The sequence below is a fragment of the Pseudomonas sp. 67(2021) genome (genome assembly GCF_017491835.1).
GTDB lineage: Bacteria > Pseudomonadota > Gammaproteobacteria > Pseudomonadales > Pseudomonadaceae > Aquipseudomonas > Aquipseudomonas atacamensis.
Window position 1 is genome coordinate 169,270 of record NZ_JAFGYL010000003.1, and the last position, 18,556, is coordinate 187,825.

General features: G+C 58.3%; 19 protein-coding genes. 12 read left to right on the forward strand and 7 right to left on the reverse strand.

Annotated features, from left to right (window positions below):
• Positions 1 to 36: 36 nt before the first annotated feature.
• Positions 37 to 315 (forward strand): DUF3509 domain-containing protein, encoded by a 279-nt coding sequence (locus J5M66_RS06340; RefSeq protein WP_016773780.1) that lies wholly within the window; start codon positions 37 to 39, stop codon positions 313 to 315.
• A gap of 80 nt (positions 316 to 395) precedes the next feature.
• On the opposite strand, the gene mtnC is transcribed toward J5M66_RS06340, so the two are convergent.
• From mtnC to aroC, 5 genes are all read right to left on the reverse strand, one after another.
• Positions 396 to 1,079 (reverse strand): acireductone synthase, encoded by a 684-nt coding sequence (gene mtnC, locus J5M66_RS06345; protein ID WP_206420757.1) that lies wholly within the window; start codon positions 1,077 to 1,079, stop codon positions 396 to 398.
• A 4-nt stretch (positions 1,080 to 1,083) separates the two neighbouring features.
• A complete protein-coding gene (locus J5M66_RS06350; RefSeq protein ID WP_122880961.1) occupies positions 1,084 to 1,629 on the reverse strand; it encodes an acireductone dioxygenase in 546 nt (181 codons plus the stop codon).
• Between the two features lie 92 nt (positions 1,630 to 1,721).
• Entirely contained in the window at positions 1,722 to 2,348 is a 627-nt protein-coding gene (locus J5M66_RS06355) for a methylthioribulose 1-phosphate dehydratase (protein WP_024012225.1), read from the reverse strand.
• On the reverse strand, positions 2,345 to 3,490 hold the full coding sequence (locus J5M66_RS06360) for an MFS transporter (protein ID WP_024012224.1): 1,146 nt from the start codon (positions 3,488 to 3,490) through the stop codon (positions 2,345 to 2,347). Before J5M66_RS06360 ends, J5M66_RS06355 begins: the two co-directional genes overlap by 4 nt.
• 34 nt (positions 3,491 to 3,524) lie before the next feature.
• Positions 3,525 to 4,616 carry a chorismate synthase gene (aroC, locus tag J5M66_RS06365; protein WP_024012223.1) on the reverse strand — a complete coding sequence of 364 codons (1,092 nt, stop codon included), beginning with the start codon at positions 4,614 to 4,616 and terminating at the stop codon, positions 3,525 to 3,527.
• Between the two features lie 130 nt (positions 4,617 to 4,746).
• Here aroC and J5M66_RS06370 point away from each other — a divergent pair, with 130 nt between their 5' ends.
• Positions 4,747 to 5,700 (forward strand): alpha/beta fold hydrolase, encoded by a 954-nt coding sequence (locus J5M66_RS06370; RefSeq protein WP_051600636.1) that lies wholly within the window; start codon positions 4,747 to 4,749, stop codon positions 5,698 to 5,700.
• A gap of 99 nt (positions 5,701 to 5,799) precedes the next feature.
• Positions 5,800 to 6,591 carry a hypothetical protein gene (locus tag J5M66_RS06375; protein ID WP_123443425.1) on the forward strand — a complete coding sequence of 264 codons (792 nt, stop codon included), beginning with the start codon at positions 5,800 to 5,802 and terminating at the stop codon, positions 6,589 to 6,591.
• Positions 6,592 to 6,649: 58 nt separating this feature from the next.
• On the opposite strand, the gene prmB is transcribed toward J5M66_RS06375, so the two are convergent.
• Positions 6,650 to 7,558: a 50S ribosomal protein L3 N(5)-glutamine methyltransferase gene (gene prmB / locus J5M66_RS06380; protein ID WP_056784046.1), complete on the reverse strand. Its 909-nt coding sequence runs from the start codon at positions 7,556 to 7,558 to the stop codon at positions 6,650 to 6,652.
• A gap of 239 nt (positions 7,559 to 7,797) precedes the next feature.
• Here prmB and J5M66_RS06385 point away from each other — a divergent pair, with 239 nt between their 5' ends.
• From J5M66_RS06385 to J5M66_RS06405, 5 genes are all read left to right on the forward strand, one after another.
• Positions 7,798 to 8,388: a cysteine hydrolase family protein gene (locus tag J5M66_RS06385; RefSeq protein WP_016773772.1), complete on the forward strand. Its 591-nt coding sequence runs from the start codon at positions 7,798 to 7,800 to the stop codon at positions 8,386 to 8,388.
• Positions 8,389 to 8,519: 131 nt separating this feature from the next.
• A complete protein-coding gene (locus J5M66_RS06390) occupies positions 8,520 to 8,840 on the forward strand; it encodes a hypothetical protein (protein WP_016773771.1) in 321 nt (106 codons plus the stop codon).
• A gap of 74 nt (positions 8,841 to 8,914) precedes the next feature.
• The gene (locus tag J5M66_RS06395) at positions 8,915 to 9,472 is read left to right on the forward strand and encodes a Smr/MutS family protein (protein WP_130901350.1); all 558 of its coding nucleotides are present in this window, start codon (positions 8,915 to 8,917) and stop codon (positions 9,470 to 9,472) included.
• Positions 9,473 to 9,549: 77 nt separating this feature from the next.
• Entirely contained in the window at positions 9,550 to 10,095 is a 546-nt protein-coding gene (gene folE / locus J5M66_RS06400; protein ID WP_016773769.1) for a GTP cyclohydrolase I FolE, read from the forward strand.
• A 103-nt stretch (positions 10,096 to 10,198) separates the two neighbouring features.
• On the forward strand, positions 10,199 to 10,570 hold the full coding sequence (locus J5M66_RS06405; protein ID WP_206420795.1) for a glutathione S-transferase N-terminal domain-containing protein: 372 nt from the start codon (positions 10,199 to 10,201) through the stop codon (positions 10,568 to 10,570).
• A 137-nt stretch (positions 10,571 to 10,707) separates the two neighbouring features.
• Here J5M66_RS06405 and J5M66_RS06410 read toward each other — a convergent pair whose 3' ends face one another.
• The gene (locus tag J5M66_RS06410; RefSeq protein WP_123443427.1) at positions 10,708 to 11,874 is read right to left on the reverse strand and encodes a PLP-dependent aminotransferase family protein; all 1,167 of its coding nucleotides are present in this window, start codon (positions 11,872 to 11,874) and stop codon (positions 10,708 to 10,710) included.
• Positions 11,875 to 11,955: 81 nt separating this feature from the next.
• Between J5M66_RS06410 and J5M66_RS06415 the strand changes: the two genes are divergently transcribed.
• The 4 genes from J5M66_RS06415 (at position 11,956) to J5M66_RS06430 (ending at position 18,475) form a co-directional block, all read left to right on the forward strand.
• The gene (locus J5M66_RS06415; RefSeq protein WP_123443439.1) at positions 11,956 to 12,402 is read left to right on the forward strand and encodes a MarR family transcriptional regulator; all 447 of its coding nucleotides are present in this window, start codon (positions 11,956 to 11,958) and stop codon (positions 12,400 to 12,402) included.
• Between the two features lie 291 nt (positions 12,403 to 12,693).
• A complete protein-coding gene (locus tag J5M66_RS06420) occupies positions 12,694 to 14,043 on the forward strand; it encodes an NCS2 family permease (RefSeq protein ID WP_024012217.1) in 1,350 nt (449 codons plus the stop codon).
• An 85-nt stretch (positions 14,044 to 14,128) separates the two neighbouring features.
• Positions 14,129 to 14,758 carry a LysE family translocator gene (locus J5M66_RS06425; protein WP_016773765.1) on the forward strand — a complete coding sequence of 210 codons (630 nt, stop codon included), beginning with the start codon at positions 14,129 to 14,131 and terminating at the stop codon, positions 14,756 to 14,758.
• 192 nt (positions 14,759 to 14,950) lie between these two features.
• Positions 14,951 to 18,475: a calcium-binding protein gene (locus J5M66_RS06430; RefSeq protein ID WP_207807417.1), complete on the forward strand. Its 3,525-nt coding sequence runs from the start codon at positions 14,951 to 14,953 to the stop codon at positions 18,473 to 18,475.
• Positions 18,476 to 18,556: the final 81 nt, after the last annotated feature.

The following is an 18,556-nucleotide window of genomic DNA, read 5'->3' on the forward strand; positions in this document are numbered from 1 at the left end:
CATGCTTGCCATTCAAGTACATACGGAGCTGATGACATGAGCCTGATTCAAGAAAAATTTACATCGCTGTTCTCCAACTACGAAGTCAGCACTGCCCCACGTCCTGACGGTGGCATCCTGCTCACTCTGCGTAGCAGCGACGGCAAAGTCTTCAAACGCGCCCTCTCGTATCAGCAACTGCATGCCGGTGACCAACTGTCGTGGGCGATCAGCGCGATCCGCCGCGACCTGGCCGAACAAGCCAGCGAGCTGCCGCAAATTGCAATGCTGCAGAGCCAGCAGCGTTTCGCTCTGCCGACGTATCACTCGCTGTAATTTGCTTTAAACAAAAACAGGTCGTGGAGCATGCGCTTCACGGCCTGTTTGTTTATGTCTGCCACATATTTACTGTGGGGTCAGAACGCTTCCGGTTCGATTCCGGTAAAGCTGTCCACCGTCACGTGCCCTGCCAACTCCCCGCCTTCACGCGCCAGACCGCAGGTTTTCATGCCGGCCGACTGGGCAGCGTCTAGTTCTTCGACGATGTCCGAGAGGAACAGGATTTCATCGGCTTCAACACCCACCGCCTGCTGAATGTTGCGGTAGGACTGCGCCTCACGCTTCGGCCCCGATGTGGTATCAAAATAGCCGCTGAACAGCGGCGTCAGATCCCCCGCCTCCGAGCAACCGAAGATCAGCTTCTGCGCCTGGATCGAGCCGGACGAGTAAACAAACAGTTGATAACCGGCCGCATGCCAACGTTGCAGCGCTTCAACGGCATCCGGATAAACATGCCCTTTCAGCTGCCCTGCCTGATAGCCCTGCGCCCAGACCATACCCTGCAATGCCTTGAGCGGCGTGGCTTTGCGGTCTTCGGCGATCCAGCTCAAGAGGATTTCAACAACCCGTTCAACATCGGCCTGCGGCTCGTTGCTGTCGCGACGCACGGCGTCGAGCTGTTCGGCGACATCAGCACGCGAAGCGTTCTGGCGCACAAATTCGGGCAAATGTTCGGCGGCGTAGGGAAACAGCACGTCGAAGACGAAACTCACCGCGCTGGTGGTGCCTTCGATGTCGGTGAGGATGGCTTTGATCGACACGGTTTCAGTCCTCCAGACGCGGGAAGCGACCGGCGATGTCTTCGCCGGTGAAATTGGCAACCCAGCCTTCCGGGTTGTTGAACAGACGGATCGCCACAAAGTGCGGATGTTCGCCCATGTCGAACCAGTGCTTGGTGCCGGCCGGAACCGAGATCAGGTCGTTCTTCTCACAGAGAACGGCATAGACGTAATCGTCGATGTGCAGGGTAAACAAGCCACGACCGGCAACGAAAAATCGCACTTCGTCTTCGCCATGGCGGTGCTCTTCGAGGAACTTGGCGCGCAGCTCGGCTTTTTGCGGGTGATCGCTGTTGAGGCTGATCACATCGACGGTGATGTAGCCGCGCTCGGTCATCAGTTTGTCGATCTGCTCTTTATAAGCGCTGATGACCTCTTCCTGACTGGCGCCGGGCTGAATTTTCGCGGCAGCTTGCCAGCGATCGAAACGCACGCCCTTCTCGGCCAGCGTCGAGGCGATGTCTTCGAAATGGGTCAGCACCTTGTTGGGAATCTCAGGGCTGGAAACGTGATAAACGGACAGGCTGCTCATGGGCAATTCCTCGGTAGCGGCGGCGCCGTCCGGCTCTTGCAGACCGGTCGGGCGCCACGTGGCATCAGGCAAACGGGCTGTTTCTGGTGAACTCAGCCTTGGCGGTTCATGACGCTGCGGGTTTTCAACTCGCATTCAAACAGGAATTCAAAAGCCTCGATCTGCCGCAGCGCGTCGCTCATCTGCGCGCCCCAGGTGTAGAGGCCATGGCCGCGAATCAGATAACCGACGCAATCGGGATGGGCGTCGAGCCAAGGCTGCACCTTGGCGGCGAGGCGCGCAATGTCCTGATCATTGTCAAAAATCGGCACACGCACCCGTGATTCATGGGTGGAAATGCCGCTGAAGGCTTTCTGCAATTCGTAGTCTTCGAACTCGATGAAATCTTCCGGGGTCAGCCGCGACAACACCGTGGCGTTCACCGAGTGGGTGTGCAACACCGCGCCGATTTCCGCGCGCCAGCTATAGAGCTGGGTGTGCAGCAAGGTTTCGGCGGAGGGTTTCTTGCCTGGTTCCAGGCTATTGCCGGACAGATCGGTAGCGAGTACGTCATCCACACCCAACTGGCCCTTGTGCTTGCCCGATACGGTCAACAGCGCTTCGCTCGGCGACAGGCGCGTCGAATAGTTGCTGCTGGTGGCTGGCGACCAGCCACGGCCATATAGAAAACGCCCGGCGTCAACGATCTGCTGGGCGAGCTGTTCACGACTAAGGCTCATGGCCTGTCCTCTTGCATACATGTGGCAATGATAACGGCAGCGGCAAGCGCTGCGAGACTGGCAATACTAAAGGTCAATGTCGCGCCGAGGGCATTCCAGCTGTAACCGGAATACAGCGCACCGAGCGCCCCGCCGGTGCCGGCCAGTGCCGCATACAGCGCCTGGCCCTGACCCTGCTGGCGGGCGCCGAAACTACGTTGCACGAAAGCGATGGCAGCCGCATGAAAGCTGCCGAAAGTCGCTGCGTGCAACACTTGGGCGAACAACAGCACCCAGAGAAACTCCGCAAACGAACCGAGCAGCACCCAACGCAACGCCGCCAGCAGGAAACTCGCCAGTAGCACCCGGCGCAGGGAAAAGCGCGCCAGAATGCGGCTCATGGCCATGAACATCAGCACTTCCGCCACCACACCCACGGCCCAGAGCATGCCGATGACGCCACGGCTGTAACCGAGGCGTTCAAGGTGCAGAGTCAGAAAGGTGTAATACGGCCCGTGGCTCACCTGCATCAGCGCGACGCAGGCATAAAACGCCAGCACGCCGGGATGACGCAATTGCTTGAGGAAGCCCTCGCCCGTCGGCCGATTGCCTTGCGCCGGCTGCGCATTCGGCACCCACAGGCTGCTGAGAACGATACCGGCCATGATCAGCACCAGCGCCGCCGGATAAATGTCCAGACTGAGCCATTCGAACAGCCGCCCCAGCACCACCACGGTGATGATGAAACCGATCGAGCCCCACAGGCGAATCTGGCTGTAGCGCGATGTTTGCCCCTGCAGATGCGCGAGGGTAATGACTTCGAACTGCGGCAGTACCGCGTGCCAGAAGAACGCATGCAGGGCCATGACCATCGCCAGCCAGGCGTAGGTCTGGCTGACGAAAATCAGCGAAAAGGTCAGCAACGTGCACACAGCACCGAAGCGCACGATGGCCAGACGCCTGCCGGTGTAATCGCCGAGCCAGCCCCAGATGTTCGGCGCCACACAGCGCATCAGCATCGGAATCGCCACCAGCTCGCCGATGCGTGCGGCGCTGAAGCCGAGGTGATCGAAGTACAGCGCCAGAAACGGCGCTGTCGATCCGAGCAAGGCGAAATAGAACAGATAGAAACTGGACAACCGCCAGTAAGGAAGCGCCGCCACGCCGATTATGCCGCGACAGCTTTGAGCGCAGCCATCAGAGCTGGCCCAGCACCGGCGTGCTCACGCGCACATCGGCGTTCTGCCCACGGTGGCGCAGCAGGTGATCCATCAGCACGATGGCCATCATCGCTTCGGCGATCGGCGTTGCACGGATACCGACGCAAGGGTCGTGACGGCCCTTGGTGATCACATCGACCGGGTTGCCATTCACGTCGATCGAGCGGCCCGGGGTGGTGATGCTCGAGGTCGGTTTCAACGCCAGATGCGCAACGATTGGCTGGCCGGACGAGATGCCACCGAGGATGCCGCCGGCGTTGTTGCTGAGGAAACCCTCCGGCGTCAGTTCATCGCGGTGTTCGGTGCCGCGCTGGGCGACGCAGGCGAAACCGGCGCCGATCTCGACACCTTTGACCGCGTTGATGCTCATCAGCGCGTGGGCCAGTTCGGCGTCGAGGCGATCGAAGATCGGCTCGCCAAGGCCCGGCATGACCCCTTCGGCGACCACGGTGATCTTCGCTCCGACCGAGTCCTGATCGCGGCGCAACTGGTCCATGTAGGCTTCCAGCTCCGGGACCTTGTCCGGGTCAGGGCTGAAAAAGGCGTTTTCTTCGACCGAATCCCAGGTCTTGAACGGAATTTCGATCGGGCCGAGCTGGCTCATGTAACCGCGAATGACGATGCCCTGACTGGCCAGATACTTCTTGGCGATCGCACCGGCCGCTACGCGCATGGCGGTTTCCCGCGCGGAACTGCGGCCACCGCCGCGATAATCGCGCTCGCCGTATTTGTGGTGATAGGTGTAGTCGGCGTGAGCCGGGCGGAACAGGTCCTTGATCGCCGAGTAGTCCTTGGACTTCTGGTCGGTGTTGCGAATCAGCAGGCCGATCGAGCAACCGGTGGTGCGACCCTCGAACACGCCGGAGAGGATTTCGACTTCATCGGCTTCCTGGCGCTGGGTGGTGTGGCGGCTGGTGCCAGGCTTGCGGCGATCGAGGTCGCGCTGCAGATCTTCCAGGGAAATCTCCAGGCCCGGCGGGCAGCCGTCGACAATGGCGACCAACGCCGGACCATGGCTTTCGCCAGCGGTGGTGACAGTGAACAACTTGCCGTAGGTATTGCCGGACATGCAGGACGCTCCGTGAAATCAAACCCGAATTCTTGATGCGCGCCAGTATACGCAGGCTAACCGAGTAGTTCATCCTCGAACCTTAGTGGTGCTGGCGAGTCCAACCGGCACCTTGACCAATGATGGCGTGATGATGCTGCGAGTTCTGATCTTGAGTCTTACCCTCTTTACCGGCTTTGCCCAAGCGACAGTCCTACAGCGCCCGGTCACTCTGGACACCGGCAGTGGCGAACTTTTCGGTTCGCTGTTGCTGCCCAAGTCCGACAGCCCGGTGCCGATCGTTCTGATGATTTCTGGCTCGGGTCCTACAGATCGCGACGGAAACAACCCCGACGGCGGGCGTAACGACAGCCTCAAGCGCTTGGCCTGGGTGCTGGCCAAACACAACATCGCCAGCGTGCGCTACGACAAGCGCGGCGTCGCGGCGAGCCTGGCAGCCGCTCCCGATGAACGTGAGCTGTCAGTCGAGGGCTATGCGGCGGACGCCGTGGCGTGGGGGCAGAAGCTCAAGGCCGATCCGCGTTTCGGTAAACTCATTCTGCTCGGCCACAGCGAAGGCGCGCTGATCGCCAGCCTCGCTGCGCCGAAGCTGGACGCAGCGGCGGTGATTTCGCTGTCCGGCAGCGCGCGGCCGGTCGATCAGGTAATCCGCGAACAGCTGGCGCGCAGCCTGCCGCCGCCACTGATGCTGCGCAGCAACGAACTGCTCGACAGCCTCAAGGCCGGCCACACCGATGACAACGTGCCGCAACCGTTGCAGGTGATCTTCCGCCCGAGCGTGCAGCCGTACCTGATTTCGCTGTTCCGTCAGGACCCGGCGCAAGCCTTTGCCCAGCTGAAAATGCCGGCGCTGATTGTCCAGGGCAGCAACGACATTCAGGTCGGCACCGAGGACGCGAAGCTGCTCAAGGCGGCGAAACCGGACGCGCAACTGACGGTGATCGAAGGCATGAATCATGTGCTGCGCATCGTCCACAACGACATGAAGCGGCAATTGGCCTCCTACAAGGACCCGAATTTGCCCCTGGCCGCCGAACTGGGCGCCGCCGTCATCGAATTTATTGACGGAATTCGTGCAAGTTAACTGCGTTTTACCCTCCAGCCTCACGGAAAACGGCCGATAAGCCTTTGTCGCCAGCGCAACGTCTGGCGGCAAGCAGGGCTTGGACAGGATCTCGCCGTTATGACTGAAACCCAGACTTCAACTGATACCAGCGCTGAAAAAGACGCACCGCCAGCGGTCGAACTGCCGTGGGCGGATGTTCAGGCCGAGCACCACAAGATGCTCCGCCTGGCGCCGCTGCAGACCGACCGCAACACCGGCGGCCGGCCGTTGCGCTTTGTCGAATTCGGTTACGCCGAGCGCAACAGCAAAGAGCGCAGCCTGATGCGCATGGCGATCAAGCTGCCCAACCAGCGCGTGCGCAAAGAGCAGAATCATCTCGATGTGTGGGTCGACCACGCGAGCAAACGAGTGAGTTTCGGTCCCGACAGTGGCTTGCAGATCGAACCGCTGAATCGCGGTATCGGCCGCTTCATGGCTGCGCAAGGCATCAATTGGGCGAAAAAGCGCTGGCCCGGCTACACCGTTGAAGGCATGGACCTGAACAACAAGGACGCGCTCAACGAAGACACTCGCTTGCGTCGCGACCATTTCCTGCGCGTGCACGGTTTCGATGTGGCTTACGCCGATGCCCAGCATTTGAAAGGCAGCATCAAGGCGGTGCAGGTCGGTGATCTGCTCGGTGACTGGAACAGCGAAAAGCTGCAGATCGTCGAAATTCTTGAAGCCGCGCAGATGCTGCAGCAGGCCGAACAGAATCTCGCCGAGCAGGAAGTGAAGCTGAAGAAGCAGGAAGAAAAAGTCAGCAAGTTCAAGCGCGAAGATGCCGGGTTGCGTTTCACCATTACGTGTCTGGTGGCGTTTGCGGTGTTTCAGGCGGGGTTGTTGATCTGGATTGCTACACACCGCTGAGGGCTTGAGCGCGTACTGATCGTTCCCACGCGGAGCGTGGGAACGATCTGTCACAACCTTAGACGCGGGACGCGAACAGGGCCTGATGCGCGCGGCACTGCTCGGCTGTCAGCATGAACACGCCATGCCCACCACGCTGGAACTCCAGCCAGGCGAAATCGACTTCCGGGTACAACGCCTCGACGTGCACCTGGCTGTTGCCCACCTCGACAATCAACAAACCTTTCTCGGTCAGGTGATCCGCCGCTTCGGCGAGCATGCGCCGGACCAGATTCAGACCATCATCACCGCAGGCAAGACCGAGTTCAGGCTCGTGCTGATACTCGTCCGGCATGTCGGCGAAATCTTCCGCATCGACGTAGGGCGGGTTCGACACGATCAGGTCGAAACGCTGACCCGGCAAGCCATCGAAGCCATCACCCTGCACGGTATAGACGCGCTCATCGACGCCATGGCGCTCGATGTTCTGGTTGGCCACTTCCAGCGCTTCGAACGACAGGTCCGCGAGCACTACCTCGGCATTCTGAAACTCGTAAGCACAGGCAATGCCGATGCAGCCGGAACCCGTGCACAGGTCGAGAATCCGCGCCGGTTCGTTGCCGATCCATGGCGCAAAGCGGTTTTCGATCAGTTCACCAATCGGCGAACGCGGGATCAACACGCGCTGGTCGACGATGAACGACATGCCGCAGAACCACGCCTCGCCGAGCAGATAGGCGGTCGGAACGCGATCTTCGATGCGGCGCTTGAGCAGGCGCTGCAGATTGACCAGTTCATCATCTTCGAGCGCGCAATCAAGATAGCTGTCGGCGATTTCCCAAGGCAGGTGCAAAGCGCCCAGTACCAACTGGCGCGCCTCGTCCCAGGCGTTGTCGGTGCCATGACCGAAAAACAGATCCTCCCCATGGAAGCGGCTGACGGCCCAACGAATGTGGTCGCGCAGGGTACGAAGTCGGGAAGTGATCACGGCGTAGAACTCCAGAAAAAACGACTGGCGATTCTAGCAGCCAAAACGCGCCACGACGACGCAGGAAAAACCGTGCGCCAACGGTAGGAGATTTCTTTTTTTTGCATCAGGCATTGAACGGAACGTGTAACTTGACAAGGCTGCAGGCCAAGAACGACGGCGCCTACGATGGTAGCGATTCACAGAACCGCTCAGCCAGAGGACAATGTCGCAAAAGCCCCACCCCGAGGAGCCCCAGAATGTCCGTTCCAAAAACGATGTTTCAACTCAGCGGCCGCGGTTACGCAGCGGCCACCCTGAGCCATGCCACCGTGGTCATCATCGATGCCCAGAAGGAATACCTCAGTGGCCCGCTGGCCCTGAGCGGCATGGACGCGGCCGTCGCGAACATCAAACAAGTGGTTGCCGCAGCCCGTGCCGCCGGTCGGCCGATCGTGCACGTGCGTCATCTCGGCACCGTTGGTGGCCTGTTCGACCCGCAGGGCGAACGTGGCGAATTCATCCCCGGTCTCGAACCGCAAGGCGATGAAACCATTATCGGCAAACTGCTGCCGAGCGCATTCCATGGCACCGAACTGCTCGAGCGCCTGCAGAACCTCGGCTCGCTGGACCTGATCGTTTGCGGTTTCATGAGTCACTCCAGCGTCAGCACCACCGTGCGCGCGGCAAAGAATCTCGGTTTCCGCTGCACCCTGGTCGAAGACGCCTGCGCGACCCGCGATCTGCCGTTCAAGGGCGGCGTGCTCAGCGCCGAACGCGTGCAGGAAGCGGAAATGGCGATCATGGCTGACAACTTCGCCACGCTGGCCAAGACTCAGGACCTGATCTGATCCTGCCCTTGTGAGCGGTGCATTGGCGCCGCTCATCCGCTATATCCGCTGATTTGCCGCAAATGCCATAGCCTCAGGAACAACCCGGTCAACTCCCGGTCGAAGGGCCGATACCATTGAGGAAGGTCGGAATGAAGTTATCCGATGGATTTGACGCACGCCGTTTGCGGCCCAAAGGCCAAAGCAACTGGCGTTTTCGATTTGGCGCGGCGATCTCGGCCATTCTGGCGACGTTCGGCGTGCTGTTGGCGATGGCTGGGGCAGCCAGCCTGCTCGGCCGCCCGCCGGCGCTGGGTGACCTCAACGCATCACCGCTGGGCTCGGCAATCATGCTTGCCGTCGGCTTGCTGTTTCTGTACTTCGGCGTTGCTCTGTGGCGCCGCTGCCGCCGTCGCGCACGACAATCGCGGGAACTGAACATGTCCCCGCATCTGATGAAAAAACACGACTGACCCAACGGCCTGGCTTTTTGCCGGGCCGTTTTGTGTCGACTTGGGTAAACTGGCCGCCCTTCGCGGAGGCTGACATGCAAGACGACGATTTTTCTCTGTTCAAAAGTGCCATCCAAGGCGTCAAGCCGATCAAGCACGACCGCGCCGACACCGGCAAACCCAAGGCTGACCGCGCGCAGATCGCCAAGCTGCGTCAGTCCGCCACCGTGCGCAGCGACACCACCATCATTGACGGCCTCTCCGACCAGTTCGTGATCGACGTCGGCCCGGAAGACGAGCTGATGTGGTCCCGCGACGGCGTGCAGGAAAGCCAGATGCGCAAGCTCAAGGTCGGGCAGATCCCGTTCGAAGGCAGTCTCGACCTGCACGGCATGACCGTGGAAAAGGCCCGGGAGACGCTTTGGGCCTTTCTCGCCGAAGCAACCAAATTCGAAATCCGCTGCGTGCGCGTGACGCACGGCAAGGCTGTGCGTTTGGATGGCAAGCGACCGATGATCAAAAGCCACGTCAACACCTGGCTGCGCCAGCATGCGCAAGTGCTCGGTTTCTGCTCGTGCCAGGCCAAACACGGCGGTGCCGGCGCGGTTTATGTGATGCTGAAACGGACGATGATGGAAGGCCGCGACGAATAAAGCCGTCACACCGAACTTGCAGGGTTGTGTCCGCCACCGTACCCTTGCCCTTTGCGAAAATCCCCACAGGTAGTTTCATGTCCCTGGAACAGAATTACACCGCGATTCTCGGCCAATTGGGCGAGGACGTGTCCCGCGAGGGCCTGCTCGACACGCCAAAGCGTGCCGCCAAAGCCATGCAGTACCTCTGCCGCGGTTATGCACAGACGCTCGAAGAGGTCACCAACGGTGCCCTGTTCAGCTCCGACAACAGCGAGATGGTGCTGGTCAAGGACATCGAGTTGTACTCGTTGTGCGAACACCACCTGCTGCCGTTCATCGGCAAGGCGCATGTCGCCTATATCCCGAGCGGCAAAGTGCTGGGCCTGTCGAAGGTTGCGCGGATCGTCGATATGTACGCCCGCCGCCTGCAGATTCAGGAAAACCTCAGCCGCCAGATCGCCGATGCGGTAATGCAAGTGACCGGCGCGCTGGGCGTGGCCGTGGTGATCGAAGCCAAGCACATGTGCATGATGATGCGCGGCGTCGAAAAGCAGAATTCGTCGATGATCACTTCGGTGATGCTCGGTGAATTCCGTGAAAACGCGGCAACCCGTAGCGAATTCCTCAGCCTCATCAAGTAATTCACAATAGAAAAGAGCCGGCGTTGATCGCCGGTTTTTTTTCGCCTGTGAAAAATCGGGTAAGCTGCGCGCCTTTCTTCATTTGCACCGTGAGGCTTTCAACGTGTTCGTCAAAGCGCTTCGTGTCGGCCTCGGCCAACTGATTATCTTCATCGACTTCATCACCCGTCCAGGCAAGAAAAAGCGCCCCGCTGCTGCTCAGGCGCAAGTCGACGCTGCCGCGAAAGATCTGACGCTGTATCAGTTTCACGCCTGCCCGTTCTGCGTGAAAACCCGCCGCGCCCTGCATCGTCTGAATGTGCCGGTGGCACTGAAAGACGCGAAGAACAACGAGCAGGATCGCCAGACTCTGCTGGAACAGGGTGGCCGAATCAAAGTGCCTTGCCTGCGTATCGAAGAGAATGGGCAAACCATCTGGATGTATGAATCCAAGGTGATTATCGATTATCTGGATAAGCGGTTTGCGGCGGTCTGATGTTAATGGGTTGGAGCGCTAGCCGCTTTCGCGAGCAGGCTCGCTCCCACCCTTGAAACGCATCCCGTCCTGTGGGAGCGAGCCTGCTCGCGAAGAGGCCCGCACTGACAACGCCGGCCCTTGAGCCGGCGTTTTTGCTAGGCCGCCCTCTCCATCTGCGCCCGCCGCACCACCGCCGCCACCCGCTTCAACCCCTCATCCAGCCGCGCCGGATCAATGTGGCTGAAGTTCAAGCGCAAATGCCCATGATGCTTGTCCGGCTCAGGAAAGAACGGCTCACCGGGCATGAACGCCACATCATTGGCCAACGCCTCGTTAAGCAAAGTGCGCGTATCCAGCGGTTGCTTCAACGTCAGCCAAAAAAACAGCCCGCCCTGGGGCATGTTCCACTCAGCCAGATCGGCAAAATGCTCCTCCAGCGCCAGCTGAAACGCATCGCGCCGCTGCCGATAGAAATCCCGCAACTCGCTCAAATGCTGTTGATACTTCTGCGAGCCGATCCATTGCAGCGCCTGCCACTGGCCGATGCGATTGGTGTGCAGGTCCGCCGATTGCTTGAGTTTGAGCAGGTGCGGGAACAGATCCGGACTGGCGATCAAGTAACCGACACGTAAACCCGGGAGCAAGGTTTTCGAGACGGTGCCGGTGTAGATCCAGCTGGCTGTTTTCAGACGCGCCGCAATCGGCTTCGCGTTGCCACCATCGAAAGTCAGTTCGCGGTATGGCTCATCTTCAATCAGCGTGACGCCAAATTCATCGAGCAATGCCGCGACCGCTGCACGCTTGGCCTCGCTGTAGCGCACGGCAGAAGGATTCTGAAACGTCGGGATCAGGTAGATAAACGCCGGGCGGTGTTGTTCCAGACGTTTGCGCAGTTGCGCCAGGTTAGGTCCGTCGGCTTCCTGCGCCACAGTCAGGCAATCGGCGCCGAACAGCTGGAAGATTTGCAGCGCGGCCAGATAAGTCGGCGCCTCCAACAGAATTTCCGTCCCCTTGTCGATGTACAGCTTGGCCGCCAGATCCAGGGTTTGCTGCGAGCCGCTGACCACCAGCACCTGACTCGCCTCGCATTCAAGGCCCAGCGCCCTCGCCTCTGCCGCCAGCGCCTCGCGCAAGGCCGGCTCGCCTTCGCTCATGCCGTACTGCCCCAGCGACAGCGGCATCTCGTCCCACTCCACCTTCGGCAACATCGTCTCAGCGGGCAAACCGCCGGCAAACGACATCACCTCTGGACGCTGGGCGGCGGCGAGGATTTCTCGGATCAAAGAACTTTTCAGGCGCGAGACACGTTCGGAAAAAGCCATGGTGGTCACCGTAGCGAGGCAGGTAAAAAATGAGTCAAACTGGTTGACTGAAACTACGACAGCTTGAGCGAGTACGTCAACATGCTTGACCTTAAAAACCCCGCAAGTCAGCAACAGGCCATGGAAGCGTTCTTCTTCGGCTATCAGGCGTTCACGGCCAAGGCGGATGAAATGCTCGAGCGCCGCGGACTCTCGCGGGTACATCAACGCATCGTGTTTTTCATCGCGCGCTATCCGAACCTGAGTGTGAAAGAGTTGCTGGCCCTGCTGGGCGTGAGCAAACAGGCGTTGAACATGCCCCTGCGTCAGTTGCAGGAAATGCATCTGGTCGACAGCGTCGCTTCACAGACGGACAAGCGTAAGCGTCTGCTTGAGCTGACGGCGGAAGGCGCGAAGTTCGAGCAGGCGTTGCGCCGTGAGCAGGTGAAATTGCTTGAGCGGGTGTTTGCCGAGGCTGGGGAAGGGGCGGTGAATGGGTGGTTGGCGGTGAATCTGGCGCTTGGGGGCAGTCAGACGCATCTCGGTTGACAGGACCGTCCTCTTCGCGAGCAGGCTCGCTCCCACATTGGAATGCTTTACAAAGGTGGGAGCGAGCCTGCTCGCGAAGCCATCCTGGATGGCCATATATCCCTATCAGCAAAAAAATCGGCGACAAAAACTAAAACAATATTTGCTTTATTTGTACACAAAAGCATAATCCACTGCGTGCGAGTTCCTGACTACACGGTCAACAAATTCGCGTATGCCTCAAAGGGCCGCTGCCACCCCTCATGGGTCCGGCCCTGGAAATAACAATAAAACTCTTGAGGAGTACTCGCTGTGGAAAGCCGCAAATCCGAAGCACCGCCGCTCGAGCTCACGCCGCCATTACGCAATGGCCTGCTGGAGCGTCTGTTCAAACTCAGCTTGCATGGCACCACGGTGAAGACCGAGCTGATTGCCGGTCTGACAACCTTCATCACCATGGCTTACATCATTTTCGTCAACCCGAACATCATGGCCGATGCCGGGATCGATCACGGTGCAGCCTTCGTCGCCACCTGCATCGCCGCCGCGCTCGGCTGCCTGTTGATGGGGCTCTACGCCAACTGGCCGGTCGGCCTGGCGCCGGGCATGGGCCTCAATGCTTTCTTCACTTACACCGTGGTCGGCACCATGGGCTACAACTGGGAAACCGCCCTCGGCGCGGTGTTCGTCTCGGGCGTGCTGTTCATGTTCCTGACCTTTTCGCGGATTCGCGAGTGGCTGCTCAACAGCATTCCGGTCAGCCTGCGGTTTGCCATGGGCGCCGGTGTCGGTCTGTTTCTGGGCCTGATCGGGCTGAAGACTGCCGGCATCGTCGTCGACAGCCCGGCAACGCTGATCAAACTTGGCTCGCTGCGCGAACCCGGCCCGTTGCTCGCCGCGATCTGCTTCCTCATGATCGCGATCCTCAGTTACCACCGCGTATTCGGCGCGATCCTGATCAGCATCATCACCGTCACCCTCGCCGGTTGGGGCCTGGGTCTCGTCCACTACGAGGGCATCATGTCCGCGCCGCCGAGCCTGGCGCCGACCTGGATGGCAATGAACGTCGCCGGCGTGTTCAACGTCAGCATGATCAGCGTAGTGCTGGCGTTCCTCTTCGTGCACATGTTCGACACCGCCGGCACGCTGATGGGCGTGGCCCAGCGCGCCAACCTTGTCGCCGCTGACGGTCGCATCGAGAACCTTTCACGAGCCATGAAGGCCGACAGCGCCTCCAGCGTATTCGGCGCCGTGGTTGGCGTGCCCCCAGTGACAAGTTACGTGGAAAGTGCCGCCGGCGTAGCCGCTGGTGGTCGGACTGGTCTTACCGCCGTCACCGTGGGTGTGCTATTTATAGCGGCCATGTTTTTCGCACCACTGGCTGGCATGATTCCCGCTTATGCCACGGCAGGTGCCCTGATTTACGTGGCGATGCTGATGATGGGCGGCATGGCCCACATCGAATGGGACGAGGCGACCGACGCCATTCCCGCGATTGTCACGGCGATCATGATGCCGCTGACCTTCTCCGTCGCCGACGGCATCGCGCTGGGCTTTATTACCTACGTCGCGTTGAAGGCCGGCACCGGCAAGTACAAGGAAATTTCCGTCAGCCTGTGGGTGCTCTGCGCGATCTTCATCGCCAAGTTCATCTTCCTGTAAGCGCTGCGCGGTTCAGGCTTCAAACCAGCCTCACCCTCACCGGTGGGGCTTTTGCACATCTCGATAACAACAAAGGAGCAAAACGATGAGTCTGGAAACCTGGCTGCTGTTCAGTGGCGCTGCACTGGTGGTGATCCTGATCCCGGGGCCACTGTCATTGCTGATGATCAGCAACAGTCTGAATTACGGTTTACGCAGGTCGTACCCCGCGTTCCTGGGTGGCGTGATCGCCTCGATCTGCCTGCTCAGCGCTTCGGCACTGGGGCTTGGCGCTCTGTTGCTGGCCTCGGAACAGTTGTTCAGCGCGCTGAAAATCATCGGTGCGCTGTACCTTTTTTATCTCGCCTGGCAGAGCTGGCAGCAGTCGCGTCAGCCATCGACGGGCGCCGAAGTACCCGAAGCCGCACCGGTGCCGCGTTTTCGCACATTGTTCGGACGCGCTTTTGTCCTGGGTGCGAGCAACCCTAAGGACATCCTGTTTTTCGCCGCGTTTCTGCCACAGTTCCTCCGCGCAGACCAACCGTTTCTGCCGCAATTACTGATCATGATTGCGACCTGGGTAGTGCTCGATCTGTGCTGCAAACTGGCTTACGGTCTGGGTGCCAATGGTGCCGCACGTTATTTGCGCAGCGGCAAAGGCCAGAGTTGGTTCAATCGGGTGAGTGCCGGACTGTTTGGTGGTGCTGGCGCGGCGTCGTTGCTTGGCAGCCACTGACTGAAAAGCGCCACTATTGATTATCCTGCCGGAATGGATCTCGGGCAGGATCATGTTGTTCACGAATCAATTAAGTGCAACATCCAGTCCCTGATATGCAATAGATAGCAACAACCCATCGATATACAGGTCTCGAAAGGCCAACGTAATATCCTTGGCCTTAACAACAATTGCCGGAACAAGGAAGTTCTAATGGCCACACTTATACGCGAAGCAACAGCACAAACCGACCCTGCAATACTTGCGGACACGCAACCTGTTTCCGATACCGTCATAATTATGGATTTGGGCTATGAATCCAACGAATACAAGCCTTCAACCATCGACCATGGCCAAACCAATGGGAAATCGAGTCAATTGCAAATGGTGGACGAAGTGTTCGGCCCTTTGGAAATTGGCGATATTTCGATTACTCGTACAGCGCTCGACGGACTAGGCGCAACAATTGACGGTCAGCCATTGAATGGCCAGAACAGCTTCTTTCGCCGCCCCAAACTTTCTTTTATCAATAGCCTGCAGTTCGACGCCAATAAAGTTGAACACTTTCTGAAAACTTCAACGGGCAGCGATAGCTACTTGTTACCCACGCTCCTGTTTGAAATGGCCAGCCAGCGCCCGCTTGGCGCCCCTCAGCTCTTGAGGGAAAACAATGCCAATGAAAAGGTAGCCGGCAATTACCGCGACAAACTGGTAAAACTTCTGAGCGCAGCACAGTCGCTCGATCTACAACATGTGCACGTCCCCAGACATCATCCCCGCTGGGCGGCATTGACCAAAAGCTACGCGACGCTGGGCTCCAGCCTGGGCATCCAGGGTTTCGGCATTTTCATGGGGATTCGTGGCGTAATCGATGCGATCAAAGCTGATAACCGTGCTGAAGTAGCGATAAACAGCGCGGGCATTGCATCGGAGCTGGCCTCCATCGCGGCCGATGTCACGGTCAGTAAAATAGCCACGCAGATGCTCACAGCCGGACAGAATGCTTACCGGGACTTCGCCAGAACACGTTTCGCACTCAGACTGGGTCGATCAGGCGGTCTGGTCGGCGGCATGCTGACGCTGCCCTTCGACATCTTTACCGCCGTGAGATCCATGAACGCCGCTGAGAATGCCACCGGCAAAGAGGCTATGGATCATTACGTCAGCGCTGGCCTGAGCATTACCAGTGCAGCCATGACCGTCATTCTCGGCACTGCCGCGATGGCCGGTTTCTCGTTTGCCGGCCCCGTCGGGCTTGCAGCCGGCGCGATTCTCGCCATTGGCTCGCAGGTCTACGGTGCGGTACGTATCGTTGACGACATAGATGACTACATCGAATTAACCGTTGACGAGCGGTGGCGTAGCGGATGGTTTTCGTTCTGCATGATGGACGTCGACGAAAGCGTTCAAAACCGCTATATCAAGGCCAAAACACTACTTCAACACTCATTGCAGTTAAAAAAGACCGCGAGAACGCTACTCGATGGCCCCTTGAAAGAGAGCACCGAAGCCATCGTCAACGGCAAGTTTGATGTACGCCTGAAACCGACGCGGGTCTGGAAACGAAACTGGTGGACCAAACAGGATGCGTGGGAGTCGGTCAATGTCCCTGAAGTGGTAGGCACCGATGACATCATTGATGCAAGCGCAGGGGTTACAAAAGATACACCCGGCGCGGAACTGGGAGTTGCGGCAGAGGGCAAAAACATTCTGTGGTTTCTCAGCGAGGGTAACGACTCGATCAAAGGTGTAGAAAAAAAGCCCAACACGTTCTATTACAAGTCAGGAAAAAAACAACTGTCGGGAGGTGAAGGCAATGACCAGTTCCTGTTTGAGAACGCAGCCGCTTTCCTCGAAAAGGACAGCCATGTTGCAGAATATTCAACGCTGAGCGGCGGCGCAGGAAATGACACACTGGTACTTGGCGGCAATTACTCCTCTCGTGATACGAACAGAACTGGCTATGACATAGATTTGCTGGCCGGAACATTGCAGATCATCACCAGTGATGTCGATGCCGAGAATAACAAGATATCCATCCTGCACAGTTTGCTGGACAGTATCGAAAATATTGAAACAGTCCATCGCGCAGCAAGTGTAGTAACCGGCACTGCGCAAAACAACGTCATCAAATCACGGGGCAGCGACATCATTGAAGCTGGCGCCGGAGACGATCAGATATTCCTCTCCCACGAAAAAGCAAAAGCGTCGGGAGGCGCCGGTGCGGATCAATATTACATTGCGCATGTGGCTGGTCGTTTTTCCATTATCGACGATGGTGAACAGACCAGTCATATCGTCATGAATTGGCGCAAGGACCTGATTGAGTCCTGGGCTATCGAGGGCAATGACCTGGTCATCCGCTCAGGCTTCGAAACTCATGACAATCCCAAAAACGTATTGACCATTCATGACGTTTACAAGAAAAACGAAGGCACGAGAAAGCTGAGCAACAAAAATCTGATTTTCATAACCAGTGATGATTGGCATTTCAGGCTTGACCTGCCTGAAACAATCCCGGATGGCCACACCGCTGATATACCGGAAATTTTCGTTAAACGTGGCAAACCGGTAACACCGATCATTATTTATGCGCCGGAATGCTGGATCCGACACCGCAAGGAAGCGAGCTATTACGTACCGAGAACCGGCAAGGCCAACACTTTCTACGCGGTTTTACGCCCGGATGTCATAACCCGGATATATCTGGACTTCACCAGTGATGAGCTGACAAAAGCCGAGGCGCATTTTTTCTCCGAGAAACCCAAGTCATACCGACTGACTGTCGGTTGCCATCTCGTCTATCACTTCGGCGCGAAGACCATCAAGCTGAATTATTACTCGGCTGCGCGAAGCGAAGACGATCACGACAATATCATCAAGATCCTGCGAACCATGGCCGTGCGACCGTTCGGCCGTTATGTGTTGATTTTCAAGGACGGTGTCGTTGCAAACGCTGGTCTTACAGCGGAAACCGACATCCCGCCAGCCTTTACTGACTTCTCGGTCTCGAGGCATTGGGTAACCCAGATGAAAGTGCCACTCACGGGTCGTTCTCGACAGTGCTTTTATGCGCTGCCTGAGAAAGCGGGTTACTCGCTTGGCACTACAAGGAGTTGCGCAATGCCGATACCACTGGCCGTGCAAACCAGCATGGACGCCTATGAAGGAGTGGGTGCGAGTTATCTCATCCACGTATTGCCTGACATGACTATCAGACTCTCGACTCCTGGCGCGCTCGCCAATGCCAAAGAGCGGCTTCCCTACTCATCCACTTGGGAACTTGATGCAACGCAGCTCGGCGAGGTCGATATAAAACTGGAAGAAAACCGGCTTTCCATCGGCACTACCACTTTTTATCTGCCTGTCTATGAAAGCGACGATTTGATAGACCAGATCCGCGTTATTACCACCGGTGGAGTTGTGCATACGGTCGATCTGGTCTTTGACCGTGTCTATCTGGATGGTCTCGATGCACGTTTTTTCGAAGAGCCCGACGCCTCGAAAGCACTCCCGCAAGCTCTTGCCGCATTGGCCAATGACGAAGTCAAGGTCTGGAACATTATCTGCCTTAACGACCAGACCGCGCGCGTGGGCTACAACTTTGCCGCGCATGGCTGGGTATTGCGTGCCGACAAATCCCGCATCGAAAAGTCTGCTTTAAGGGTGGTGAATCGCTGCAACCACCAAACCAACATTTTCGGCCCCGTTTCTGTGATGAAAGTGCCTCCCGCGTAATTCGTCGGTCGTTCGTCAATAAACCCATTTTTTTCGAGCGTTGCTGTCTACGCGGCACTTGCACGCGTCTGCGCGCTCTTT

Coding starts and splice junctions, on each gene's coding strand:
- J5M66_RS06425 (WP_016773765.1), top strand. CDS start 14,129: ATGAGTCTGGAAACCTGGCTGCTGTTCAGTGGCGCTGCACTGGTGGTG.
- J5M66_RS06395 (WP_130901350.1), top strand. CDS start 8,915: ATGCAAGACGACGATTTTTCTCTGTTCAAAAGTGCCATCCAAGGCGTC.
- J5M66_RS06430 (WP_207807417.1), top strand. CDS start 14,951: ATGGCCACACTTATACGCGAAGCAACAGCACAAACCGACCCTGCAATA.
- folE (WP_016773769.1), top strand. CDS start 9,550: ATGTCCCTGGAACAGAATTACACCGCGATTCTCGGCCAATTGGGCGAG.
- J5M66_RS06370 (WP_051600636.1), top strand. CDS start 4,747: ATGATGCTGCGAGTTCTGATCTTGAGTCTTACCCTCTTTACCGGCTTT.
- J5M66_RS06390 (WP_016773771.1), top strand. CDS start 8,520: ATGAAGTTATCCGATGGATTTGACGCACGCCGTTTGCGGCCCAAAGGC.
- J5M66_RS06350 (WP_122880961.1), bottom strand. CDS start 1,629: ATGAGCAGCCTGTCCGTTTATCACGTTTCCAGCCCTGAGATTCCCAAC.
- J5M66_RS06385 (WP_016773772.1), top strand. CDS start 7,798: ATGTCCGTTCCAAAAACGATGTTTCAACTCAGCGGCCGCGGTTACGCA.
- aroC (WP_024012223.1), bottom strand. CDS start 4,616: ATGTCCGGCAATACCTACGGCAAGTTGTTCACTGTCACCACCGCTGGC.
- J5M66_RS06410 (WP_123443427.1), bottom strand. CDS start 11,874: ATGGCTTTTTCCGAACGTGTCTCGCGCCTGAAAAGTTCTTTGATCCGA.
- J5M66_RS06375 (WP_123443425.1), top strand. CDS start 5,800: ATGACTGAAACCCAGACTTCAACTGATACCAGCGCTGAAAAAGACGCA.
- J5M66_RS06340 (WP_016773780.1), top strand. CDS start 37: ATGAGCCTGATTCAAGAAAAATTTACATCGCTGTTCTCCAACTACGAA.
- J5M66_RS06415 (WP_123443439.1), top strand. CDS start 11,956: ATGCTTGACCTTAAAAACCCCGCAAGTCAGCAACAGGCCATGGAAGCG.
- J5M66_RS06355 (WP_024012225.1), bottom strand. CDS start 2,348: ATGAGCCTTAGTCGTGAACAGCTCGCCCAGCAGATCGTTGACGCCGGG.